13 protein-coding genes are annotated in these 17,109 nt (G+C 65.4%); 1 reads left to right on the top strand and 12 read right to left on the bottom strand.

Translation table 11 applies throughout. From position 1 onward, the window contains the following. Positions 1 to 180: 180 nt before the first annotated feature. On the top strand, positions 181 to 1,941 hold the full coding sequence (locus tag M9H71_RS07065) for an ABC transporter ATP-binding protein/permease (protein ID WP_455404350.1): 1,761 nt from the start codon (positions 181 to 183) through the stop codon (positions 1,939 to 1,941). A gap of 243 nt (positions 1,942 to 2,184) precedes the next feature. Here the strand turns inward: M9H71_RS07065 and M9H71_RS07060 are convergent, their stop codons facing one another. The 12 genes from M9H71_RS07060 to ybgF all read right to left on the bottom strand — a co-directional run bounded on the left by M9H71_RS07060 (position 2,185) and on the right by ybgF (position 17,021). Beyond that, positions 2,185 to 3,117, bottom strand: a complete 933-nt coding sequence (locus tag M9H71_RS07060) for a TorF family putative porin (protein ID WP_455404349.1) — start codon at positions 3,115 to 3,117, stop codon at positions 2,185 to 2,187. 453 nt (positions 3,118 to 3,570) lie between these two features. Then, positions 3,571 to 4,494, bottom strand: coding sequence for a hypothetical protein (locus tag M9H71_RS07055; RefSeq protein ID WP_455404348.1), 924 nt, complete (start codon positions 4,492 to 4,494; stop codon positions 3,571 to 3,573). Positions 4,495 to 4,568: 74 nt separating this feature from the next. Continuing rightward, the gene (glcF, locus tag M9H71_RS07050) at positions 4,569 to 5,882 is read right to left on the bottom strand and encodes a glycolate oxidase subunit GlcF (RefSeq protein WP_455404347.1); all 1,314 of its coding nucleotides are present in this window, start codon (positions 5,880 to 5,882) and stop codon (positions 4,569 to 4,571) included. Continuing rightward, on the bottom strand, positions 5,879 to 7,120 hold the full coding sequence (locus M9H71_RS07045) for an FAD-binding protein (protein ID WP_455404346.1): 1,242 nt from the start codon (positions 7,118 to 7,120) through the stop codon (positions 5,879 to 5,881). The genes glcF and M9H71_RS07045 overlap by 4 nt, the downstream gene beginning before the upstream one ends. A gap of 171 nt (positions 7,121 to 7,291) precedes the next feature. Beyond that, positions 7,292 to 8,785 carry an FAD-linked oxidase C-terminal domain-containing protein gene (locus tag M9H71_RS07040; RefSeq protein ID WP_455404345.1) on the bottom strand — a complete coding sequence of 498 codons (1,494 nt, stop codon included), beginning with the start codon at positions 8,783 to 8,785 and terminating at the stop codon, positions 7,292 to 7,294. Between the two features lie 111 nt (positions 8,786 to 8,896). Beyond that, positions 8,897 to 9,571 carry a helix-turn-helix domain-containing protein gene (locus M9H71_RS07035; protein ID WP_455404344.1) on the bottom strand — a complete coding sequence of 225 codons (675 nt, stop codon included), beginning with the start codon at positions 9,569 to 9,571 and terminating at the stop codon, positions 8,897 to 8,899. A gap of 186 nt (positions 9,572 to 9,757) precedes the next feature. Next, positions 9,758 to 10,075 (bottom strand): AzlD family protein, encoded by a 318-nt coding sequence (locus M9H71_RS07030; protein WP_455404410.1) that lies wholly within the window; start codon positions 10,073 to 10,075, stop codon positions 9,758 to 9,760. Beyond that, positions 10,068 to 10,820 (bottom strand): AzlC family ABC transporter permease, encoded by a 753-nt coding sequence (locus M9H71_RS07025; protein ID WP_455404343.1) that lies wholly within the window; start codon positions 10,818 to 10,820, stop codon positions 10,068 to 10,070. Before M9H71_RS07025 ends, M9H71_RS07030 begins: the two co-directional genes overlap by 8 nt. Positions 10,821 to 10,921: 101 nt before the next feature. Further along, positions 10,922 to 12,604 (bottom strand): glycosyltransferase family 39 protein, encoded by a 1,683-nt coding sequence (locus tag M9H71_RS07020; RefSeq protein ID WP_455404342.1) that lies wholly within the window; start codon positions 12,602 to 12,604, stop codon positions 10,922 to 10,924. A gap of 163 nt (positions 12,605 to 12,767) precedes the next feature. After that, on the bottom strand, positions 12,768 to 14,684 hold the full coding sequence (ftsH, locus tag M9H71_RS07015) for an ATP-dependent zinc metalloprotease FtsH (protein WP_164604830.1): 1,917 nt from the start codon (positions 14,682 to 14,684) through the stop codon (positions 12,768 to 12,770). Between the two features lie 229 nt (positions 14,685 to 14,913). Beyond that, positions 14,914 to 15,951 (bottom strand): tRNA lysidine(34) synthetase TilS, encoded by a 1,038-nt coding sequence (tilS, locus tag M9H71_RS07010; protein WP_455404341.1) that lies wholly within the window; start codon positions 15,949 to 15,951, stop codon positions 14,914 to 14,916. A 53-nt stretch (positions 15,952 to 16,004) separates the two neighbouring features. Next, positions 16,005 to 17,021, bottom strand: coding sequence for a tol-pal system protein YbgF (gene ybgF / locus M9H71_RS07005; protein WP_455404340.1), 1,017 nt, complete (start codon positions 17,019 to 17,021; stop codon positions 16,005 to 16,007). Positions 17,022 to 17,109: the final 88 nt, after the last annotated feature.

Below are 17,109 nucleotides of genomic sequence, written 5' to 3'. Positions count from 1 at the left end.
CGATCACAGCTCGTATCGCCCGCTCACAAACACGCGAACTCGCTTGCCTGCGACTCGCTCGCACCGAGCGCGGTGCTAGGGTGCGACAAGAGGGCGCGACATCTGACCGTGGGTGATTGACCTGCAAGTTCCGTCCAAGGCCTCCGCATGGCGGAGCCTCCTACCCGGAGACCCTTTCCAGTGAACGCTATTCGAACCACCTTGGCGACCGCCTGGCGGATCGCCGTGCCGTATTTCAATGCCGAAGACAAATGGATGGGCCGCGGACTGCTCGCGGCGGTCGTCGTCATCGAACTTGCCGTCGTCGGACTCACGGTGATGTTCAACCGCTGGAACAACGTGTTCTACAACGCGCTGCAGGAGCGCAACTACGACGTCTTCACTTACCAGATCATCTACTTCTGCGTTCTGGCGACGATCTGGATCGCCCTCAAGGTGTACCAACTCTACCTCAACCAGTGGCTCCAGATTCGCTGGCGCAAATGGATGACCGAGCGCTATCTCGGCGGATGGCTGCACGACGCCAACCACTACCAGATGCAGCTTACCGGCGATGCCGCCGATAACCCCGACCAGCGTATCGCCGAAGATACGCAGCTCTTCATCGACCGCACATTGGCGCTCGGGATCGGCCTGCTCAATGCGGTGGTGACGCTGGCGTCGTTCGTGGTGATTCTATGGGGCCTGTCGGACGAAGCGCCGCTGCATATGTTCGGCCATAGCATTCCGATCCCCGGCTATCTGGTGTGGGGCGCGTTGATCTACGCCGTGGTCGGCACCGCCCTGACGCATTGGATCGGCTCGCCGCTGGTCGGCCTCAACTTCCAACAACAACGTTACGAAGCCGACTTTCGCTTCAATCTGGTCCGGGCGCGCGAGAACGCCGAGCAGATCGCCCTGCTGCGCGGCGAACCCGCCGAGCGCGGCAAACTGTCCGAACGGTTCGGCCACATCGTCGGCAACTACATGCGGATCATGGTCCGCACCAAGCGACTGACCGCATTCACCGCCAGCTACTCGCAGGCATCGGTGATCTTCCCTTACATTCTGGTGGCGCCGGCGTATTTCGCCCAAAAAGTGCAGCTCGGCGGCATGATGCAGACCGTTTCCGCTTTCAGCAGCGTGCAGGACTCACTGTCGTTCTTCATCTCGGCCTACCGCACCTTGGCGGAGTGGCAGTCCATCATGCAGCGGCTCGAAGGATTTGAACGCGCGATCGAGGCGGCTGCGGCACGGCGCGACAATCCCGGGGTGGTGCGGACGCCCTCCTCCGTGAACGCGATCGAACTGAAGGATCTGAGTCTGACGCTGCCGACCGGATCGCCGCTGATGAGCGCCGATGGCTTTACGCTCGGCGGCAACGATCGCACCCTGATCGTCGGTCCCTCGGGCGCCGGCAAATCGACGCTGTTCCGGGCGATCGCCGGGATCTGGCCGTTCGGCTCGGGCTCGATCGCGATTCCCGCCAATGCAACGCTGATGATGCTGCCACAGCGGCCGTACTTCCCGGTCGGCGAGCTGCGCGCCGCGATCGTCTATCCGGCGGGGGCCGGTTCGTTCAGCGACGCCCAAGTGGCCGAAGTGTTGCGCGAGGTCGGGCTGCCGGCGCTGGCGGACCGGCTGGATCAGCACGGCCATTGGAATCGAACGTTGTCGCTCGGCGAGCAACAACGGCTGGGCATCGCCCGCGCCCTGCTGCACGCCCCGCAATACCTGTTCCTGGACGAAGCGACCGCGTCCCTCGACGAGCCGTCGGAAGCGGCGCTGTACGAGCTGCTCGACCGCAAGCTACCGGGCACCACGATCGTCTCCATCGGCCACCGCTCGACACTGGAGGCGTTTCATCAGCAAGGCGCAATGCTTTCGCGCACCGGCACCGGCTTCACTTTGCAGCACCGGGTCAAGCCAGCCGAGCCGGTCGTGGGACTGGCGGGGAGCTGACGGAAACGCCGCAACGCGCGGGACGCGCGGGGCGCCAGATCCAGGCGCATCCAGCAAACGGCGGCGGGATGATGCGCGGCAAAGGCTGTTGGCAAGGAAGCGCCCGAACGATTGACGCCTCACGACAAAGGCGGGCCACCGACTGGCGGCTCGCCTATCATCCGTTCTCACGCCTCAGCATGGACGAACAAAAAGGGCGGCAGATCGCTCTGCCGCCCTCAGCCCCTTTGGAAGGGATTGTCTTTACTTCAGCGCGCCCAGCGTCACATCAGCCGAGAGCTTGGCGACGAAGCGGGCGCCGCACCAGCCTGAGGTGGTACCGTTACCCGAGGTGAAGTCGGAGGTGATTAGCTGGCAGCTTTCCTTCGACAGGTCGCTGTCGGTGTAGCGCAGATCGAGGGTAAACACCTTGTAGGTGAAGCCCACGCCGACGTTCCAGGTGTTGTAGTCCGGCAAAACGGACGGACCATAGAAGGCGTCAGTGGTACCGAGCCACTGATGGCCGTACTCACCCGAGATGTAGGAGCCGATGCCGCTGGTGCCGAAAAAGGTGCCCGGCATGGTGATCTTCGCGTTCACCGCGGCGTAGGTTCCATCGGTACCGAAGCGCAGGAAGTCCGGTGAATAGTTCACGGCGGCACCAGCGGTGAACATGTCGTTGAAGGTGTAGTTGAACTTGCCGTAGAATTCGTAGAAGGACACGTCCTTCTTCATCACGTTGCCGTTGGCAATCCTGCTCGACCCGAGCGGACACAAGTTGCCGCCGCCCTGCACCGTGTCGATGCACTGGCCGCCCGGATAACCATAGTACCAGAAGCCGAAGTCGAACGCGGCCGGACCGAAGGTCGGGCGGATACCGACGTAGCCGTCGATCTCAGCAGCGGCGCGGTTGGTGAACGAGATGCTCGAGGCCGACACGCCTGCGTAGATCTGCAGGTCCGGATTGATGTTGTAGCGCGGCTCGATGTAGCCGCTGACCGACGGCTGGTGGTTCGACTGGGTGATGCCGCGGAACACGTAATCGCTCGAAACCGAGGTGCCGAACGCCACGTCCCACGGATTGAACGCCACCACCGGCGGAGCCTTGGTGTACATCTTGGCGGGCAGATCTGCCGCCGAGGCCGAACCGACGCCAACTGCGAGCACTGCCGCGACCGACAAGATTGTCTTCTTCATTTTGATCCCCATCGTTTCAAGTCAGCCGGACCGAAGTTCAAGGACGCGACATCGACCTGCCAAAACCAAATGTGACGGCAATGTGCGGCTCCACGCGAGAACCGTGAAGCAAAAAACACATGCAGATGCCGACTTTTTGTGCAATCCGGCTCATTCAGCCACTCGTAGTTGCGGAGTGTTGCAATTCGATCACTTGATTGCGAACGAGTCCTAGGCGAAACGCGGTTTGCGGCTCCTCGAGCAACACTTTCGACTAAGCCGAAATCGAACTACGCGGGAACGAATCGCTGGTACGGGGACGCTGCGGTCCGGCCCACGAGGTACTCGCCAGGGCGCCCGTCGGTCACGTAGCCCTGACTGCTTGGCTACACCCTTGGCCCCCAACGACGAAGGCCGCGGTTGGGACCGCGGCCTTCGGCAATTCATGTCGCCCGTGCTGGCGTCTGGGCTCGGTTACGCCGGATCGGACCGCGGCTCGCCCTGCTCCGCCCGATCGAACTCCTCGTCTCTGGCTGCTTCCTCGCTGGTCGATTCCGCGCTGTGAGCTGCCGGCTCACCCGGAGCTTCAACCGAGTCGCTCGACGCCGGCGTTTCCACCGGTTCATTGTCCTCGGCTACAGCGACGTCATCGGCAGGAAACGGATCGGCTGGCGCAGCCTCGACCGAATCGGCCTCGTGATCGGCCTCGGCTGCTTGGGAAGGTTCGGGTTCCAGAACCGACGCCTCGGGCTCCACGGGCGGCGGCGCCGGCTTCTTGGCGCGGGGCTTGCGCGGCTTGGCTGGGGCGGGCGGAGCCGGAGCCACCTCTACGACCGGCTCGACAGCAGCCTCCGCAGCACTGGGAGCCGGCTTGGCCTTCTTCGCAGCCCTGGTCGAAGCCTTCTCGGGCGCTCGCGGCGGCGCGGCGGACTTCGGTGCGGATTTCGGAGCCGACTTAGGCGCCGACTTCGTGACAGGCCTGGCCGGGGCCTTGGCTGTCGGCTTAGCGCCGGCAGCGCGTTTCGCAGCGGTCTTGCTGGTGGCAGGAACCTTCGCGGCGGGCTTCTTCGCAGCCGGCTTTTTCGCTGTCGATGTCTTGCCAGCGCCTGGCTTGGGAGCCGCCTTCTTCACGCCAGCAGAACGGCCAGAGGCCGTCTTCTTCGCTTTGGTCGCCGGCTTTTTGGCGACGCTCTTGGCGGCAGACTTCTTTGCGGATTTGCCCGCTGCAGACTTCGATTTGGATTTAGCCTTCGACTTGGCGGCCGACGCCTTGGCAGATTTGCCGTCCTTCTTGCCGGCCTTCTTCGCCAGCAGCAGTTTGGACTTCTTCTTGGTCTTGGACTTCTCGGCCTTCTTGTCGGCCTTGTCCTTCTTCTTCGACTTCTTGTCTTTCGCCATGGTCGTCCTCCAGTTGTGCGGATCGCTGCTCGGCCAGCAATCACGCGCCCCGCGACCGGCGTTCCAGGCTCCGATCAGTGCGGAGCAGGACGGGGCCCGCCTGTCGCCCAATCGAGAAGTTCAATCGTGTGCACCACAGGGACTTCCGTTCCGCTGGCGATCTGCACCATGCAGCCGATATTGCCCGCGGCGATCATGTCCGGCTTGACGGAAGCGATGTTGGCGACCTTCCGATCGCGCAATCTGGTCGCGATGTCAGGCTGGAGAATGTTGTACGTGCCCGCCGAACCACAACACAAATGACTCTCGGGAATATCTTTCACCACGAATCCAGTCTTGGAAAGCAATTCTTTGGGGAGCTGCGTGATTTTCTGGCCGTGTTGAAGCGAACAGGCGGAGTGATAAGCAACCACGACATCATCGCGCTGACGCGGTGATGACAGTTCGAGACCGCCGACATATTCGCTGATGTCTTTGGCGAGTGCCGAAACCTTTGCAGCCGCCGCTGCATACTCCGGATCTTCTCGCAGCATATAGCCGTAGTCCTTGATCACCGTACCGCAGCCGGAGGTGGTCACCAGGATCGCGTCGAGACCGCCACGCTCGATCTCCGCCAGCCACGCCCTGATGTTGGTACGGGCATAGTCGAGCGTGCGGGTATCGCGGCCAAGATGATGGATCAGGGCGCCGCAGCAGGCTTCATCCGCGGCGAGCACCACTTCGATGCCGTGCCGGGTGAGGAGATTGATCGCGGCCCGATTGATCCGCGGGGCCAGCACCTGTTGGGCGCAGCCGTGCAGCAGCGCGACCCGGCCGCGCTTCGGTCCGATCGCCGGAAAGGTCGTGCCGGAATCCGGGCCGGGCTCCGGCAGGTGTTTCGGCGCCAGCGCCAGCATCGCCTTGATCCGGCTCAGCACCGTCGGATGCGCAAGGTCGCGGGAGCCGGGCAGCAGTGCCGCCACCGGCCGCACGATCCGCGCGGCGGCCATCCCGAGCCGGAACATGCCCGGATGCGGCATCATCCACGACAGCGCCTCGCGCACGATCCGGTCCCAGAACGGCCGCTTGTACTGCTTCTCGATCCGGGCGCGGGCCTGATCGACCAGATGCATGTAGTTCACGCCCGACGGGCAGGTCGTCATACAAGCGAGGCACGACAGGCAACGGTCGATGTGCTTGACGACGTCCGCGGTCGGCGGCGCGTTGCTCTGCAGCATCTCCTTGATCAGGTAGATGCGGCCGCGCGGACTGTCGAGCTCGTCACCGAGCAGCACATAGGTGGGACAGGTCGCGGTGCAGAAGCCGCAATGCACGCAGGCGCGCAGGATCTTGTCGGCCTCGGCGATATCGGGATCGGCGAGCTGGGTCAGGCTGAATTCGGTCTTCATGTCGCGGATCCTCGCGACATCCGGCCGCGATTGAGAATGTTGCTGGGATCGAAGCTGCGCTTGACGCGGCTGCCGAGCGCGGCCAGCCCGGCCGGCTGAGGATGGAACACATCGATCGCCGCCCGCACCGCATCGCTGCCGCGGATCAGGCTGGCATGGCCGGCGATCTTCTCGACGCGCTGGCGCAGCGCCTTGGCATGGCCGTCCGCCGCGGGCGGCAGCGCCGCCCAGATCAGGCCGCCGCCCCAGTCGTAAATCACCTCACCGCCGCTCTCGCGGCTAAGCTGCTCGCCGAAAGCACCACCGGTCGCCGGCGGGCAGACAATGCGCCACACCGGCCACAGCGCCCGCGGACCGGACGCTGCGAACGGCTCGACGTCGCGCACCGCGCGCCATAGCGCGGCGGAGGCATCGTCCTCGATCAGTTCGGCATCGCCATAGCTCTTCAGCGCCGCGCGCAGCGATTGAGCGCGATGGCTCGCGGACGAGGTGATGCCTTCGAGCCGCAGCAGAGTGAGCGATTGATCCGGCTGTGCGATCTCCGCCAATGCACCGGTAGTGGTGCGCAGCGCCGAGCCCGGCAGATGCGCGGCGCCGGTGACGTCGTAGGGGGAGCCGAGCGCAGCCGTCATCGCCTTGTTGGCGGCGACGTCGCCGAGGCCGCGCAGCACCAGCGTGCGCTCGCTCTCCGGCCGCGGCGTCACCTTCAGGGTGACTTCGGTCATCACCGCCAGCGTGCCCCAGGAGCCGGCGAGCAGCTTGCACAGGTCGTAGCCGGTGACGTTCTTCACCACCTTGCCGCCGGCCTTGAAGCTCTCGCCGAAGCCCGACACCGCATGCGCGCCGAGCAGATGATCGCGCGCCCCGCCCGCCTTGATCCGCCGCGGCCCGGCGAGACCGGCGCCGATCATGCCGGCCACCGTGCCCGCCCCCGGCGCAGTGCCGAGCAGCACGGCAGTGTCCATCGGCTCGAAGGCGAAATGCTGGCTCTTGGAATCGATCAGCGACAGCACGTCGGCGAGCGGCGCGCCGGCCTGGACGGTGATGATCAGCTCGTTCGGCTCGTAGGCGGTGACGGCGTTGAGCGCCGACAGCTCCAGCACTGCATTGGTCGCCATCGGCTGGCCGACCGTGCGCTTGCTGCCATGGCCGACGATTTCGATCGGCTGCTCATTGGCGATCGCGGCGCGCACCGCGTCCTCGACCTCCTGCGCGTCGCGTACTTTCAGCGTGTCCACGGGCGAAATTCGTCCTTCAGAATGCTGCGCACTAATCCTCCCCCGTCATTGCGAGGCGCAAAGCGACGATGCAATCCAGGAGCGCCGTGCACCGAGGCCCTGGATTGCTTCGCTTCGCTCGCAATGACGGTGAAAGGCTCTACTTCGTGCATCGGAGATAACATTACCCGGTCAGAACCGCGGAATATCCGGGAACGGCAACTGGCCTTTGTGGACGTGCATGCGGCCGAGTTCGGCACAGCGATGCAGCGTCGGGAACACCTTGCCGGGGTTGAGCAGGCCTTCGGAGTCGAACGCGCATTTCAGCCGCTGCTGCTGGTTGAGATCGATATCCGAGAACATCTCCGGCATCAGATCGCGCTTCTCGATGCCGACGCCGTGCTCGCCGGTCAGCACACCGCCGACCTCGACGCAGAGCTTGAGAATGTCGGCGCCGAAGGCTTCCGCCGCGTCCTGCTCGCCCGGCTTGTTGGCGTCGTACAGGATCAGCGGATGCAGATTGCCGTCGCCGGCGTGGAACACGTTGGCGACGCGCAGGCCGTATTTCTCCGACATCTCGTTCATCCGCCGCAGCACCAACGGTAGTTGCGCGCGCGGGATCGTGCCGTCCATGCACAGATAGTCGGGCGAGATCCGGCCCACCGCGGGGAACGCCGCCTTGCGGCCGGACCAGAACAGCAGCCGCTGCTGCTCGCTGGTCGAGATCTGACAGGTGGTCGAGCCGCAGCCGAGCGCGATCTCTTCGACCCTTCCGATCAGCTCGTCGACTTCGACCTGCGGACCGTCGAGCTCGATGATCAGCAGCGCCTCGACGTCGAGCGGATAGCCAGCATGGACGAAGGCTTCGGCGGCGTGAATCGCCGGCTTGTCCATCATCTCCATGCCGCCGGGAATGATGCCTGCGCTGATCACGTCGGCAACGCACTGGCCGGCGGCCTCGACGCTGGTGAAGCCGATCATCAGCGCCCGCGCCGTTTCGGGTTTGCGCAGGATCCGCACGGTGACTTCGGTGATGACGCCGAGCAGCCCCTCGGAACCGGTGATCACGCCCATCAGGTCGTAGCCGGCGCATTCGGCCGCCTTCCCGCCGATCCGCAGGATCTCGCCGGTCATCAGCACGATCTCGCAGCCGAGCACGTTGTTGGTGGTCATGCCGTATTTCAGGCAGTGCACGCCGCCGGAGTTCTCAGCGATGTTGCCGCCGATCGAACAGGCGATCTGCGACGACGGATCGGGCGCGTAGTAGAAGCCGGCGTGATCGACCGCCTGACTGATCGCCAGATTGGTGACGCCGGGCTCGACCACCACGGCACGGTTGTCGAAGTCGATCTCGCGGATCCGCTTGAACTTCCCGAGCCCGAGCAACACGCCGTCGGCAAGCGGCAACGCGCCGCCTGACAGCGAAGTGCCAGAGCCACGCGGCACCACCTTGATGCCGTTCTGGTGGCAATAGCGCAGCACCTCGGACACCTGTTTGGTGGTGCTCGGCAACACCACCACCATCGGCGGCTGGCGATACGCCATCAGCCCGTCGGACTCATAGGGCTTCATCTCGGCGGCGCTGGAGATCACCCCCTCGCCCGGCACGATCTTGCGCAAGGCCGCAATGATCTCGTCGCGACGCGCCAGCACTGATTGGTCCGGCTCGGGCATCAGAATGGTCATGCAAGACTCCTGCGCTCGAACTGGCCGCATATCCGGCGAGCGGGAACGGATCGGATCAGGCTACGTCGGTTGTCATAGCCAGAGCGATGGCCCGGAGCAAACTGGAACTGATCAGGCGCCGACCAGACTACGCGGCGGCACCACGGCCTGCACCACCAGGCCACGGGCCCGAGCATCCATCACGCCGACCGCGCGCAGCGCCAACAAGGTAACGGTTTGCACTGCGTCACGCAGCTTCGCCGGATCATCGAGATTGTCCGGCGCCAGCGGCCCGACCAGCGATTCATGCACCGCGCCGAGCAATGCGGTCGCTGCCAGCGCCGTATCTTGCGCCGGCAGATGTCCGACACGAACTGCCGCCTCGATCCGCAATTCGATCTCACCCGCGATCTCGCGGCGACTTGCCAGCCGTGACGCCGAGACATCGACATCGACCGGCTCGGCCAGGATGCCCCACGCCAGCTTGCGATGCGACAGGACGTGCACCGCCACAGTCGTCACCGCGGCGGCGAGCGCAGAAGACGGCCCCGGAGCCGCATCGGCCGCGCGGCGGACCGCAGCGAGTTCGTCGCGCGAGACATCGGCGATGAGTTCGGAGATCAGGTCGGCCTTGGAGGGGAAGTAGCGATACACCGTTCCGGCAGCGACCTTGGCGCGCGCAGCGACCGGCGCGATCTGCACCGCCGCCATCCCGCCTTCCGCAGCGGTCTCGCGCGCAGCCGCAAGGATCGCACTGCGGCGTGCGGCCAAGCGCTTCACCACCTGATGGGTCCGCCGGTAAACCATGAAGCTGTCGCCCCGGAAACGAGCAGGTCCGCAGCCCGCTCTATCGGACCGGAAGCGCTCACCAAGTTGCTGGAGTAGCGAGGGAAACCGACGTATCGCCCACGCCAAATCAGTGAAAAAAGTGAACACCTATTCAGAACCGAAGGCAAGCCCTTACAGCAATGAAATGAATAGCATTCCTGAAAACTAGCCCGGCAATCCCAGCGCACGCGCCAATGCCGCTACTAACATACCAGTAACCACCGCCAGGAAGTCGTTGCGCCGCAATACGCTCACGGCAATTGCCGCAGCGAGCGCGATCATGACGATGGGACCGCCGTTGACAGCCACTGGCAACGCAGCCGCAACGATGATCGACCCGGGCAATGCATCGAGCATCCGCCGCACCCGCGGCGTCACCTCGACATAGCGCATCATGAAATAGCCGCCGAGCCGTGACGCCACCGTCACCGCGGTCATCACCGCAAAGGCAATCATCACGTCACTGCGAAGCATGTCAGTCATGACGATGCCCTGCATGCGAGGCGTTCTGCGGTGGCTCGTCCATCAGCCCCGCGGTGATCGCACCGGACAGCGCGCCGGCGATAATGAACCAATAGCCCGGCGCCAGCCAATGCACGGTGAGAGCAACGACGCCCGAGACGCACCATGGAATCGCGCGCCGCGGCCCCTTCCAAGCTGGGACCAGCAGGGCCGCGAAGAACGCGGGCATCGCGATGTCGACGCCGAATTTCTTCGGATCGGCGAGCTGCTCGGCGAGCAGGAAACCGGGAATGGCCGATACCAGCCACACCAGATACAGCACAATCGCACCGCCGACATAGAACCAGGCATTGGCGCCGCCGTGCTCGCGATAGCGCATCGCCGCGAGCCAGCCGCCATCGGTGACCAGCAGCAGCGGCGGATAAGCCTGCCAGGGCGGCAGCGTACCGAACCACGGCCGCATCGACGCGGTCATCAGGAAGAAGCGGATATTGACGGTGGTGGTCAGCAACGCCAGCGCCGCGATCGACGACGGCGTCAGCGCGTCGGGCCAGGCCTGCACCGCGACGAATTGCGACAGCCCGCCATACACGGTGGCCATCATCACTTCGACTTCGGCGAGCGTGAAGTTCTTCTGCGCGCAGAGTGCACCGAACGCCATGCCGAACGCCAGCGTGCCCGGCAGCATCGGGCCGATCGCAACAATGCCGGGCCAGATCGCATCGCGCGACCAATAGGCCGGGGCTTTGGAGACATGAGTGGTCATCGCAGGGTCCGTCTTGCGAGCCTTCGTTGCGCGCTACGTGCGGCTGCGTCAAGCAAACGCCGACACATACGGCCATGCAGCGGGCGGCCGAGGACCGGGCGCTACGGTGCTTCACCCGGACGGGTCTTGGCACGCTGATCCTTGACGTAAGCGATCGGAACGCCGAGCCGGGACACCGTCGCCGCGACCTTGGCCTGGATGTCCTGGTCGCAATTCATGTGGGTCGGCGCGATGAAGAAATCCGCGGTCTCCCACACCTGGGCCCAGCGCAGGTTTGGCGGCCGAAGATGCAGGAAGCTGTCGCGCGGACCGCACACCGCGACGGTGTAGATCCGTCCACGGGCATCGGGGGGATCGGTTCGCGCGATGTATCTTTCGAGCCGCGTCACCACTTCCGGCATCGCCGTAAACCAATAATCCATGACGTAGCGGCGCGAGGCACCTTGCAGCCCGCCGGCCAGCGGATTGTAGAACAGATACTGATACGGATGCAGCCGGATCAGCGTCGCGGCATTCCAGCTCAGCGCCGCGACGATCACGGCCAGCGCCGCCGCACCGAGCGTCGCCGAAAGCCGCGCGGCGGCGCGTAGTAGGCCATCGAGCCCGATACCGGCCAGCACCGAAAGCGGCGGCAACACGAACATGAAATGCCGCATGCCGCTGAAAGCCGGCCCATGCGCGGTGATTTCGCAGGCGACAGGAAACACGACAGCCAATGCGACGATCGCGGCCTCGCGCCGGCAGCGCGCGTCGCCATCGCCGAGCAATCGTGGCCACAGCAGCCAAAGCAGCGAGATCGCCGCTCCTGCGAGCACGACGATGGGCGTCTTGATCAGGAGATAAGTCGGAATGTACCAGCGCGGCACCGTCGCCATCTCGTACACCTGCCCGGCCAGCATGGTGCGGATCGCGTAGTGGAAGTCGCCGAACGACACCAATCCGCGGATCGGATTGAGCGGCGCCAGCGCCGACCACGGCCAGGTGATCAGCATGATCGCATAGGCGATCAGCAGTGCCGGCAGGAAAGTCAGCAGCGAGCGACCGGCGAACGCGGCACTGTCCCGCAAGCCTGCGCCTGCCGTCGGCACCGGGCCATTCAGCACGATCGCGACCGGCACGTAACACACCAGCAGCAGCCCCAGCACCTTGATGCCGAGCGCACAGCCGGTCAGCACGCCGAAACCGATCAGATGGCGGAGCTGCGGCTTCGGACAATCCCGCGCCGCGCGAATCAGGAAATACAGGGCGCCGGCCATCGCGGCGCCGAGCGGCACGTCCTTGGTGTGGTGGAACATGGCGCCGTACCAGAACCCGCACACTGCGAGCGCCACTCCGGCGAGCAGCCCGGCGCGCGGGCCCACAACCAAACGCGCGGTCGCGATCGCCGCGCCGATCCCGGCAACGCCGCAAGCCGCACTGAGCAGATGCCGCAGCTCGAACAGCTCGAGCGAGGAGACCTTGTGCAACAGCGTCGCGGCGACGTCGAACAGGCCGCCATACAGATACAGATTATCGAACGAGAACAGCGCGCGATCGATCAGGCCGCTACGGTAGTAATCGATGATCAGCTCGCCGTAGCGCTGCTGCACCCACTCGTCATTGGTGACGCCGTAGGAGCGAAACGTCATCAGCATCAGGACGCCGAGAACGCCGAGCAGACCGATCGAGGCGAGATCGTAGAGGTCGAGCGCGGTCGACGGTCGGGACAGCTTGCCGGGTCCGAGCGCGCCATCGGACAGAACTCGGCCCGGCGTGCTCAGGCCGAGCGCCGGGTCTGGCGTCATTTCATTCATCGCTCGAATGCCAGCGTCTGAGCCAAAGCCCGCCGAACGCCATCCCTGAACATCCTGCCCTGTTTGGATCAGGACCTACGCTTCTCGGTCGCGACGGGCCATAAAAAAACGCGGCGTCGCCGCCGCGTTTTGCAACAATCGAATTCAGGCAGGCTTACGCCTGGGGCTGCGGCTCGAGGCCCGGATCGGGGCGCGGCCGGGGCTTGCCGGCGGGCGGCACGGCCGAGGTGCGCGGACCCGACGGCTCCAGCACCGATTCACGATTCGGCTTCTTTCCGTTGATCAGGTCGGTGATCTCGTCGCCGGTCAGGGTTTCATATTCGAGCAGACCCTTGGCCAGTGCTTCGAGATCGGCGCGGCGTTCGGTGAGGATCCGCTTGGCCTCGTCGTAGCCCTCGGCCACCAGCCGCTTGATCTCGGCGTCGATCTTCTGGATCGTCGCCTCGGACGCGTTCTGGGTGCGCGACACCGACATGCCGAGGAACACCTCGTCCTGGTTCTCGCCGTAGGCGACGGTGCCGAGCTCTTCCGACAGGCCCCAGCGGGTCACCATCATGCGGGCCAGCTTGGTGGCCTGCTCGATGTCCGATGCCGCCCCCGAGGTCACCTTCTCGCGGCCGAAGATCATCTCTTCGGCGACGCGGCCGCCCATCATGATGGCAAGGCGCGAGGTCATCTGCTCGAGCGACATCGACAGCTTGTCGCGCTCGGGAAGCTGCATCACCATTCCGAGCGCACGGCCGCGCGGAATGATGGTCGCCTTGTGGATCGGGTCGGTGGCCGGGACGTTGAGGCCGACGATCGCGTGGCCGCCCTCGTGATAGGCGGTGAGGAGCTTCTCCTCCTCCGTCATCACCAGCGACTTGCGCTCGGCGCCCATCATTACCTTGTCCTTGGCGTCCTCGAACTCGGTCTGGGTGACCATGCGCTTGTTGCGCCGGGCCGCCATCAGCGCCGCTTCGTTGACGAGGTTCATCAGGTCGGCACCGGAGAAGCCCGGGGTGCCGCGCGCGATGTTCTTCAGGTTGATATCCGGCGCCAGCGGCACCTTGCGGACGTGAACCTTGAGGATCTGCTCGCGGCCAACGACGTCCGGATTCGGCACCACGACCTGACGGTCGAAGCGGCCGGGACGCAGCAGCGCCGGATCGAGCACGTCGGGGCGGTTGGTGGCAGCGATCAGGATCACGCCCTCGTTGGCCTCGAAGCCGTCCATCTCGACCAGCAGCTGGTTGAGGGTCTGCTCGCGCTCGTCATTGCCACCGCCGAGGCCGGCGCCGCGATGACGGCCGACCGCGTCGATTTCGTCGATGAAGATGATGCACGGCGCGTTCTTCTTGGCCTGCTCGAACATGTCACGCACGCGGCTGGCGCCGACGCCGACGAACATTTCAACGAAGTCCGAGCCGGAGATGGTGAAGAACGGCACGTTGGCTTCACCCGCGACCGCGCGCGCGATCAGGGTCTTACCAGTACCGGGAGGGCCGACCAGCAGCACGCCGCGCGGAATCCGACCGCCGAGACGCTGGAATTTGCCGGGATCGCGGAGAAACTCGACGATCTCCTGCAGATCCTGCTTGGCCTCGTCGACGCCGGCGACGTCTTCGAAGGTGACGCGGCCATGCGCTTCCGTGAGCATCTTGGCCCGCGACTTGCCGAAGCCCATCGCCTTGCCGGCGCCGCCCTGCATCTGCCGCGACAGGAAGATCCACACGCCGATCAGCGCGATGAACGGCAGCCACGACACCAGCAGCGACACGAACCACGGCACGTTGTCACCCGGCGGCTTGGCGGTGATCGAGACCTTGCCGTTGTACAGCCGCGTCACGAGCGACGGATCGTTCGGCGCGTAGGTCTGGAAGGTCGAGCCGTTGGTGAAGGTGCCGCGGATTTCCTGGCCCTGGATCACCACGTCGCGAACGTGGTTCTGGTCGATCTCGCTCAAGAGCTGCGAGAACGGAATTTCCTGAGACGCGGTGCGCTGGCCCGGATTTTGGAAGAGGGTGAACAGCGCCAACAACAGCAGCACGATGATGACCCAGAGGGCGAAATTGCGCAAATTGGCGTTCATCGGTCTTCCTTATGGGTCGCGCGGATCGCGACCAGGTGGGCCCTGCGGCGCCGAGACGAAAGGCTCTGCGGGTGCTTCCCGCGAGCCGGTCTGCCTAATCTAGGTGTGTGCCGGCCCCGTGCCAAGAGAACCACACAGGACTATTTGGCGCATTCTAACCGGTTTCCCGCTCAAATCGTGGCGATCACTGCGGGTTCTTGCGGGTGGTTAAGCGTCCGTGCAGGTTGGCTCAGGGCCTGCGGCCACGCCGCGGCGGCGCTGGAGCGATCACCAGACGATCCTTGGTGAGCGTCACCACTGCGCCGGCGAGCGTCTGTCTCAATCGGATTTTGCCGGCCGTTGCTGCCGGAGTCATGGCCTGTTGCAAGGCAGACGCAAGCGCCTCGACCTTGCCAAGCTCCGGCGGCCCCTCGTAACCTTGCTGGGTCAGCGAGCGAAGCAACAATCGAATCCTGATTTCGGCCGGAAGGCCCGAGAACGCGACCGCATCGACACCGGGGCGATCCGAGTCGCCACTCAAAGATGCCAGGAACTGCTCGGCGCCATCGGCCATCCGTTCGAGCGCGGCGTCGGCCCGCGCGGCACGCGCCGCCAGCCGGACCAATGAACGCGCATCGCATCCTTCGGCCTCCAGCATCGGCATCAACTCTCGCCATCGCGGCCGGGCAAACCGCGGATCGACGTTGCTTGGATCGGTCGCGAACCCGATTCCCGCTTTCGCCAAAGTCGCGAGCAGCCTCGCCTTGGGGACATCGAGCAACGGCCGCACCAGCACCACGCCGTCGCGCTCGGTTTCGCGGGCCATCGCCGCAAGGCCGGCGATGCCGCTGCCCCGCGACAACCGCATCAGCACCGTCTCGGCCTGATCGTCGCGGGTATGAGCGGTCATGATGTGGGTCGCGCCGGCACGCTTGGCCGCCCCCGCCAACAACGGATAGCGGGCGGCGCGCGCGGCGGCCTGAATGCCGGAGGCCGGCTTGGCGCCGAGCCAGCGCAGCGTGCGATGCTGCAGATCGAGCGAAGCGGCCAGCCGCTTGACCGCGCGGGCTTCCTGAGCGGCCTCCGGGCGCAAACCGTGATCGACGGTGGCGACGAAAAGCGCCGGCCCGCGCTTCAAGGCTCTGCGCCAGCGCGCCGCCAGCCACATCAGCGCCAGCGAATCAGGACCGCCGGAGACCGCCAGCAGAATCGCCGGCACCGCTTTCCAGTCGGCGAACAGCCGGCTGGCTTCACGCACTAAGATCGGCTCGTCATCGGTCCCGGACATCGGCCGCTCGCCTGCCGGTTGTCACGCCTCGGCGAGGCCGAGGCCGTCATGATTCAGCACTTCAGCTTCTTCTGCTCGCGTTCGACCGCCTTCTTCACGCCGGACGATGCGTGCGGAAATTTACGACCGACTTCGCCGAGCGCGGCGCAGGCGGCTTCCTTCTCCTTCAGCGCCGCCAGCGACTGACCGAGCCGCAGCAGCGCATCGGGCGCCTTGCCGGATTTCTCGTGCTTGCTGGTCACGGCGAGAAACGCTTCGGCAGCATCGCGATACATCTGGCGCTGGAAGAAGCTCTCGCCGAGCCAGTATTGCGCGTCGGCGGCCAGCGGATTGTCCGGGTACTTCTGCGCAAAGTTGCGCATCGTCTCTTCTGCCAGCGCGTAGTCGCGGCGCTGCATGTAGCCGATGCCGAGGTCGAACTCGTCGCGCGGCGATTGCGACGGCGGCTGCGTCGTCAAACCGCCTCCGGCGGCGGCAGCCGCGGGCGGTTGTTGCGGCGCGACCGGCGCACCGCCCTGCGGATAGCCTCCCTGGACATAGCCGCCGCTGCCGTTCGACAGATCGATCGGGGCGCCCGGGGTGCGGCCGGCCGGCATACCGCCGCCCTGCTCTATCGGGAGTTGGCCGCCGCCAAGCGCGCGCGGCACACCCGGTGCATTCGGATTCTGCGACGGATCGAACGCGTCGCCGCGCCGCCCGCCGCCCGCCGGGGCGGTCGGCTGCGGCTGCACCATCGGCACCTGCTGACCATAGCCGGGTTGCTGCGGCTGGCCGTAGGATGGCGGCGGCTGCGGGGCCGGCTGCGTCGCACCGGGAGCGGCCGCTGGCTGCTGCGCGCCGGGCGCACCGCCGCCGCTCTGCAACTGCCGGACTTGATCTTCCAGCCGCCGGTTGCGGTATTGCAGCTCTTCGTTCTGGCCGGTCAACGTCCGCAGCCGGTCCTCGAGCTGCTGAATGCGGATCTCGGGATCGACCTCACCACCATACTGCTGGGCCAGCGCGGGCGTGGCGACGACGAGCGTCGCCATCAAAGCGAGGCTGCGTGCGTAGACGGCAAAACCTGATGACATGACAGTCCGACGAGTTGGAGGGCGCACCGAGTGAACGGCGCTGGATTGATCGTCGTACTACGCCAAAAATGTGACTGAGGCGACGGCA

Source organism: Rhodopseudomonas parapalustris, from assembly GCF_053772255.1.
Note: the sequence above shows the minus strand (reverse complement) of the source record. Positions and strands in the feature narration are given on the sequence as shown.

Excerpts from the sequence above, each read along its gene's own strand:
- tilS (WP_455404341.1), bottom strand. The coding sequence starts at position 15,951 with ATGTCCGGGACCGATGACGAGCCGATCTTAGTGCGTGAAGCCAGCCGG.
- M9H71_RS07035 (WP_455404344.1), bottom strand. The coding sequence starts at position 9,571 with ATGGTTTACCGGCGGACCCATCAGGTGGTGAAGCGCTTGGCCGCACGC.
- ftsH (WP_164604830.1), bottom strand. The coding sequence starts at position 14,684 with ATGAACGCCAATTTGCGCAATTTCGCCCTCTGGGTCATCATCGTGCTG.
- M9H71_RS07040 (WP_455404345.1), bottom strand. The coding sequence starts at position 8,785 with ATGACCATTCTGATGCCCGAGCCGGACCAATCAGTGCTGGCGCGTCGC.
- M9H71_RS07055 (WP_455404348.1), bottom strand. The coding sequence starts at position 4,494 with ATGGCGAAAGACAAGAAGTCGAAGAAGAAGGACAAGGCCGACAAGAAG.
- ybgF (WP_455404340.1), bottom strand. The coding sequence starts at position 17,021 with ATGTCATCAGGTTTTGCCGTCTACGCACGCAGCCTCGCTTTGATGGCG.
- glcF (WP_455404347.1), bottom strand. The coding sequence starts at position 5,882 with ATGAAGACCGAATTCAGCCTGACCCAGCTCGCCGATCCCGATATCGCC.
- M9H71_RS07025 (WP_455404343.1), bottom strand. The coding sequence starts at position 10,820 with ATGACCACTCATGTCTCCAAAGCCCCGGCCTATTGGTCGCGCGATGCG.
- M9H71_RS07020 (WP_455404342.1), bottom strand. The coding sequence starts at position 12,604 with ATGACGCCAGACCCGGCGCTCGGCCTGAGCACGCCGGGCCGAGTTCTG.
- M9H71_RS07060 (WP_455404349.1), bottom strand. The coding sequence starts at position 3,117 with ATGAAGAAGACAATCTTGTCGGTCGCGGCAGTGCTCGCAGTTGGCGTC.
- M9H71_RS07030 (WP_455404410.1), bottom strand. The coding sequence starts at position 10,075 with ATGACTGACATGCTTCGCAGTGACGTGATGATTGCCTTTGCGGTGATG.